Origin of the sequence: Candidatus Synechococcus spongiarum SH4 (assembly GCF_000586015.1) — a bacterium.
Taxonomy (GTDB): domain Bacteria; phylum Cyanobacteriota; class Cyanobacteriia; order PCC-6307; family Cyanobiaceae; genus Synechococcus_B; species Synechococcus_B spongiarum_F.
Genome location: NZ_JENA01000139.1, coordinates 1 through 4,502, shown reverse-complemented (window position 1 = coordinate 4,502; position 4,502 = coordinate 1). Strand labels below are relative to the sequence as shown.

Annotated in this window: 3 protein-coding genes and 1 tRNA gene; 2 read left to right on the top strand and 2 right to left on the bottom strand. The window is 63.6% G+C overall.

The annotated features are described in order from the left end of the window. A partial coding sequence (locus BG35_RS0106825) for an AAA family ATPase (RefSeq protein WP_025782246.1) occupies positions 1-225 on the bottom strand: 225 nt, incomplete at its 3' end. Positions 226-693: 468 nt separating this feature from the next. On the opposite strand from BG35_RS0106825, the gene BG35_RS10775 reads away from it, so the two are divergent. Beyond that, positions 694-2,388 (top strand): ComEC/Rec2 family competence protein, encoded by a 1,695-nt coding sequence (locus BG35_RS10775; RefSeq protein WP_025782245.1) that lies wholly within the window; start codon positions 694-696, stop codon positions 2,386-2,388. An 18-nt stretch (positions 2,389-2,406) separates the two neighbouring features. Next, positions 2,407-2,493 (top strand) — tRNA-Ser (locus BG35_RS0106815). A gap of 15 nt (positions 2,494-2,508) precedes the next feature. On the opposite strand, the gene BG35_RS0106810 is transcribed toward BG35_RS0106815, so the two are convergent. Then, the coding region (locus BG35_RS0106810; protein WP_025782244.1) for a type I restriction endonuclease subunit R at positions 2,509-4,502 on the bottom strand (1,994 nt) is incomplete at its 5' end.

The window sequence follows — 4,502 nt, the reverse complement described above, 5'->3', positions numbered from 1 at the left end:
GAAGGCATAATCCGTTTGTTGGGCCAGCAGGCGGGCAATGGTGGTCTTGCCCACGCCGGGCGGCCCCCAGAGAATCATGGACGCCACCCGCCGCTGCGCCGCCATGCGACCGATGGGTGCATCCTCCGCCAGCAGATGCTCCTGCCCCACCACCCGATCCAACCGCTGCGGACGCAGCAGGTCGGCAAGGGGTTGGGGCGCCTGGCTTTCAAAGAGGCCTTTCATGGTTTGCGCTGGACACCTGGGCGCATTGGCATGGGGCTTACATACCAAAGCACAGTCGCAAAGGGAAGCCCTTGGCCCTCTCTCCTGTTTCAGTCCGGCAAGGGGTAGGGGCGGACGCAGCAGATGCCTTGCAGGGATTCTCTCATCGATCAAGACGCAAGAGAACAGCGAAATCGGCTACCCTTGATGGCCTCTCAACAGATCCTTGAGTAGATAATCATGCATCTGATGAATCAAATCCAAAATAGCATTTCAAAAATTCAAACACTTCGCACTTCTGCTCTTCAGAGGCGGCGGGTGGAGACTTGCGCAGTATAGAGCTCTACCCACCAATCTGTCCAGATCCCTTGTTGTGGCCAGTTTGACTGTCGCCAAACTGAGCCCTTATGCCCTATGCCCCGCCGCCCACCCGCGTCCATCACCCGAAGGTGAGGGAACCATGGCCCGTGGTGGCTTTGGGAGGGTCCCATGCTCTGGCTGGGTTGCGCGGCGGTGCTCGCGGGATTGGTGTTGGGGGGCTTGGAGCAGTTTTTCTGGTCCCTGCCCGTGGCGGTGGGGTTGCTGCTGCTGACGACCCGTCTTGGCAGCGGGCAGAGTTGGGGGGTGCGATGCCTGCCTTGCCTGCTGGTGGTGGCCTTTGCGGGCTACGGACAGTGGCGGGCGGAGTTGGCCCTGGCCGGTTCCGCCTTCACGGCTGCCGACGAACAGCAGGCCGTAGCGGTGGTGGCCCAGGTGCGCAGCCACTTGGCGCAGGCTTACAGCGAGGCGTTCTCCTCCCCGTCCGGCCCCCTGCTGGCCGCCCTGGTGATGGGTCAGAAGATGGCCCAGGTGCCGGACATCATCCGGGAAGACTTCCGCCGGGCCGGGCTCTCCCATGCCCTGGCGGCGTCAGGGTTCCACCTCTCGGTATTGCTCAGCAGCGTGCTGCTCCTGGCCGGACAGCGGCGCCTGCTGCGGTTGGGGCTGGGGACCCTGGTGATCCTGGGTTTTATCGCCTTGGCCGGCCCCCAACCCTCGGTGGTGCGGGCAGCGCTCATGGCCGGGCTGGGGCTCCTGCTCCTCAGTTTGAAAACCCGCCAACGGCCGGTGGGGGTGCTGTTGGCGGCGGTGATCGCCATGCTGCTGATTGCGCCGGTGTGGGTGCAATCCCTGGGCTTCCAATTCAGTGTGGTGGCCACCACGGGGCTGGTGGTGTCGGCAGGTCCCATGGGGGAGGGGTTAAGCCGTTGGTTGCCCCAGCGCCTGGCCATGGCCATGGCGGTCCCCCTGGCGGCCACCTGTTGGACCATCCCCCTCCAGCTTCTCCATTTCGGCAGGCTGCCCCTCTACGGCATCCCTGTCAACCTGCTGCTCACCCCCGTCCTGGCTCCCCTCACCCTGACGGCCATGGTGATGGCGCCCGTGTTGCTGCTGCCGCCGGTGTTGACGGGCTGGCTGCTGGCGGTGGTGCGGCCTGTGGTGGTGCTGGTGGTGCGGTGTTTCCTGTGGATGGTCCATGGCGCCGCCAGTTTGCCCCTGGCGGAGGCGCCCCTGGGGCAACCCGTGCCCGTGGCGGCTGTTCTGCTGGTGACGGCCTGCCTCTGGTGGCTGACGCCCCGGCCCGCTGGCGCAGCAGGTGGCCCCTGGCGGCGGCCATGGCTGGCGCCCCTGTTGTTGCTGCTGGCCCTGGCCTTACAGTTGCAGATGCGCTTCGCCGACGAGATCCGCCAACTGGGTTGGTCCCCGCGGCGGGGCGCCGCCACGGAACGCCGCAAGCCGCCGGCCCCCTTTCTGGTGGCCCGTCATGGGGGTCGCGCCGCCTTGATCTCTTCCACAGCGCGGCTGCCGTTTTGCCGCCGCGCCCGCAAGGAACTCCACCGCCTGGGCCTGGACGGCTTTGACTGGATCCTGGTCACCTACCACATGAGTGACGAGCAACGGAGTTGCTGGGCGCCCCTCAGTCAGCAGTTGGTGCGGGGCCATGACGGGCGCCTGACGCCTGGAATGCGTCTGGAGAGTCCCGGGTTGGCGTTGGTTCCCCTCAGCCATGAAGCCCATGCCTACGGGGTGACGGCTGGCAGCCGCCGCGCCCGGGTGCTGATCGGCCCCGCCGCGCAACGGTGGGCCGGCAGTGACGGCGCCGCCCTGCTGGATGCCTGGCCACCGCTGCCCCCGGTCCCATAAGTTAGGCTTGTCTTCCTGGGAGAGGTGGCAGAGTCCGGTTGATTGCGCACGACTCGAAATCGTGTAGGGCCAAAACCCTCGTGGGTTCGAATCCCACCCTCTCCGTTCCGATCAGGTTCTTCAGGTTGAATCCGTCAGTTCTTCCCCCATGGTCTCCGCTTGGCGGAGCACGGTTTTGATGGCGGATTCCTGGCGGTCGGGTGGGTATTTGTAGCGTTTGAGCATTGTCTTGATTTTGATGCGGAGTTTCGCTCTCACGTTCTCTTTGGACTGCCAGTCAACGGTGGCGTTTCTCCTGAGCATCTCCGCCAGTTCTCTTGCCATCGCTGCCAGGACGTCTTCCGCCATCAATTCCTGTGCGGACCTGTTGTCCGCCAGGGCGTCGTAGAAGGCCTGCTCGGCAGGGGTCAGATCAAGGACGGCGCCATGCTCCCATGCCTCACGGAACGTCTTCGCCATGGCGATCAGCTCTTCAATAACCTGTGCCGCCTCAACGGCGCGGTTGATGTATTTGTTCAGGGATGCCGCCAGCATCTCACTGAATCGTTTTTGCTGGACCACGTTGGCCTTGAACCTGGTTCTGATTTCATCCCTCAGAAGGCGTTGAAGCAGTTCCACCGCCAGGTTTTTCTGAGGGATCCTGCTCACCTCCGCCAGAAACCGGTCGGACAGGATGCCGAGGTCCGGGGTCGTCAGACCAGCAACCTTGAAAACATCCGTGATCCCTTCCGTCACCAGGGATTCGGACAGCAACTGGCGCAGGGAGAAGTCAGGGTCCTTCCCGGCGCCGGGTGGCGCCGCCCCATGGCTTTTGATCAGCAATGCCCGGACTGCCTGGAGAAACGCCACCGCCTCGGTGTGTGCCATCCCTTCATCCGTCGCGCCACAAAGGGCAAATGCCTTGGTGAGCTTCAGCACCGTGTCACCGAATCGCCGCTTGCCGTCGGGGAGACCCAGGACGTGATCCAGGCAGGCGGCAATGAGGGCAAGTGCCGCGCCCGGTTCCTTGAAGCCGCTCCAATCGACGGGGTGGAGCAGATCCTTGGCAATCTGGAGTTGCTCCTTGAGGATCCGGAGCGCTTCGCCGGTATCAAGTGTCGGCTTGCCCTTCCCCCTTGCCGCCGTGTAGGCGGCCAGCGCCTCCTTCAGTTGCGGGGCAATGCCGATGGTGTCCACCACCAGACCACCCGGTTTGTCTTTGAAAACTCTGTTGACCCTGGCGATTGCCTGAGCAAGGTTGGCCCCTTTCATGGGTTTGTCCACGTACATGGTGGCCATGCAGGCAGCGTCAAACCCCGTCAACCACATGTCCCGAACCAGCACCATCTTGAGCGGATCGGCAGGATTCTTGAATCGCGCCTCCAGATTTTTCTTTTGCTGCTTGTTGGTGTGGTGAGGCTGGAGGTGTTCAGCGTCCGCTGCCGCTGCCGTCATCACCACCTTGACAACCCCCTTCATGGGGTCCGGGTCATGCCAGCCAGGGCGCAGGGCAACGATGGCGTCATAGAGGCGGACACAGATGTCCCGGCTCATGGCCACCACCATGGCCTTGCCGGGTTGAATTCTGGACCGTCGTTCGTAGTGGGAGACCAGATCCGCGGCCACCTGCTTCAGGCGGGGTTCAGCGCCCACCAGCGCCTCAAGGGCAGCCCAGCGACTCTTCGCCCGCTCCGTCGTGGGGGCGTGCTCCTCCTCCGCAAGGATCTCCTCCACCTTCTCGTCTATTGAGGGGAGTGCATCCCGCTTGAGAGCCAACTTCACCAGACGGGACTCGTAGTAGATGGGAACTGTCGCCCCGTCTTCCACGGCTTGCTGGATGTCGTAGATAGAGATGTAATCCCCGAAGACCGCCTGGGTGTCCCGGTCGCTCCGGGAGATGGGCGTTCCGGTGAAGGCAAGGAAGGTGGCCTCCGGCAGGGCGTCCCTTAGGGCCTTCGCCAGGCCGTATTGAATCTGGCCGGTTTTGTTGTTGAGGCGGCCCTTGAAGCCGTATTGGCTGCGATGGGCCTCGTCACAGATCACCACAATGTTGTGACGGTCGCTCAAGCGGGGGAAGCGATCCTCCCCTGACTCAGGAGCAAACTTCTGAATCGTGGTGAAGATGATGCCGCCAC

Excerpts from the sequence above, each read along its gene's own strand:
- BG35_RS10775 (WP_025782245.1), top strand. The coding sequence starts at position 694 with ATGCTCTGGCTGGGTTGCGCGGCGGTGCTCGCGGGATTGGTGTTGGGG.